The sequence below is a fragment of the Lunatimonas lonarensis genome, assembly GCF_000390185.1.
Classification (GTDB): domain Bacteria; phylum Bacteroidota; class Bacteroidia; order Cytophagales; family Cyclobacteriaceae; genus Lunatimonas; species Lunatimonas lonarensis.
The window spans coordinates 1-2,095 of sequence record NZ_AQHR01000003.1 but is presented as its reverse complement, the minus strand read 5'-3'; the positions used below and the strand labels follow the sequence as shown (position 1 = coordinate 2,095).

Here is a 2,095-nt window from a genome sequence, read left to right as displayed (position 1 = left end):
TTAACCCACATTGCGTCCTTTCCCGGTTAAAGGAGATATTTTGACTGAATTTCCGGTTTTTTTTGGAATGTGGCCCAATATTTATCCGTACCCCCCTACGTGAAAATCGGCTTACGCCCGCCATTTTGGCTTAAAACGGATTTGTAGTACACAGAGGGTATTGCTTTTGGGGCCTAAAGACCAGTACCTTACGGCATGTATTTCAAGTTCTCATTACGTAAACATCCCGAGTCCGGAAAGCTGTGCGGTTACTACCGCTTGGTTGAAAGTTACCGTAATGCCGAAAACAGGGTCTGCCACCGCACCATTCTCAATGTGGGATTCATGGAGGATGCCACTCCGGAGCAGCTCAACAGGATACAGAGGCAGCTCACCGACAGGTACGAACACAAGGAGCCTCTCTTTGATGAGGACGTGGATCCGGTCGTAAGGAGCTATGTGGAAGAATTCTGGCAGCGTATCGTTTCATCGGAAAAGTTCGACCTTTCTGCCGGTAAACTCTTGCGCATGGTCGACATGGACACGCTTGAGCACAGCAACGCAAGGGAGATCGGAGCAGAGAACATCGCCTACCGGACATGGGAGAAGCTGAACCTCACGCCGTTGCTACTTTCAGCCGGCTTCAGCCCCGAACAGGCCAAGCTTGCGGCCACGCAGGTTGTGAGCCGTGCGGTATACCCGGCCTCAGAGTTGAAAACCGTGCGCTGGATAAAGGAAAACTCGGCAGTGTGCGAACTCACCGGGTACGGTGTGGACAAAGTGACCAAAGACAGGCTATATAAAAGTGCCCTGGACTTGTACAAGGCCAAGGACGCAATCGAAAGGCACCTGTCCCGGCGTACCAACGAGCTGTTTGACCTGGAGGATAAAATCATCCTTTACGACCTGACCAACACCTATTTTGAGGGGGAAAAGCGGAACAGCCAGCTGGCAAAATTCGGAAGGAGCAAGGAAAAGAGAAACGACGCAAAGCTCATTGTGCTCGCCCTGGTGGTCAACGTGGAAGGCTTCATAAAATATTCCTCCGTTCTGGAAGGAAACATAGCCGACTGCAACACCCTGTCGGCGATGATCGAAAAACTCGCGTCCCATACCTGCCGCGGCCCTGCCGTAGTGGTGCTCGATGCCGGCATCGCCACAGAGGAAAACCTCAGACTTATCGAAAGCAAAGGGTACAGGTATCTCTGTGTAAGCCGTACCCGGCTGAAAGATTACAGCTATGTTCCCGGAAGGCCTACCACCTTGCTGGACACAAAATCAAAGCAGACCATCAGGCTGAGGTCAGTCGCCACAGAAAAAAACACCGATTATTACCTTGAGGTCAAAAGCCCTTCCAAGGAAAAAAAAGAGGAAGGGATGAAGCTCCAGTTTGAAAACAGGTTTGAGCAGGAACTCCAAAAGATACACAACGCACTGCACAGCAAGGGAGGGACCAAGAAAGCTGACAAAGTCCACCAGCGAATAGGCAGGGCCAAAGAAAAATACCCTTCAGTCCAGCGTTATTATGACATTACCGTAAGCAGTGACACGAAAACAGGGCTGGCAACAGAAATCACCTGGGAAAAAGACACAGAAGGGCATCAGGAAAAAAATGAAAGCCTGGGCGTCTATTTTCTCCGGACCAACCTGAACGTAAAGGAAGAGTATGTGGTATGGAATATATATAATACCATCAGGGAGATAGAAAACGCGTTCCGTACCCTGAAAACCGACCTGGACCTAAGGCCAATCTACCACAAAAACGATGATGCCACCATGGCACACCTCCACCTGGGGATATTGGCTTACTGGCTGGTCAACACAGTAAGGTATCAGCTAAAACACAATGGCATAAAAAGCTGCTGGGGGGAAATTGTCAGAATAGGCAACACTCAGAAGGTAATCACTACTTCGGGGACCAACACATACGACAAAATCATCACCACCCGTAAATGCACAGTACCCAACAAAAACCTAAAACAGATATACGATATCCTCCAAACCAAACACCAGCCTTTTGCCAAACGAAAATCCGTAGTACACAAATCGGAAACCGAAAAAATTGAAAGCCCTAAAAAACAACTACTTCTGAGCGGTTAGCTGCAATGTGGGTTAA

General features: G+C 49.1%; 1 protein-coding gene. It reads left to right on the top strand.

The features are described 5' to 3' along the window. Positions 1-195: 195 nt before the first annotated feature. Positions 196-2,079, top strand: coding sequence for an IS1634 family transposase (locus ADIS_RS00285; RefSeq protein WP_035804102.1), 1,884 nt, complete (start codon positions 196-198; stop codon positions 2,077-2,079). Positions 2,080-2,095 lie beyond the last annotated feature (16 nt).

What these genes read in the sequence shown, in the direction of transcription:
- ADIS_RS00285 (WP_035804102.1), top strand. Translation starts at nt 196, where the DNA reads ATGTATTTCAAGTTCTCATTACGTAAACATCCCGAGTCCGGAAAGCTG.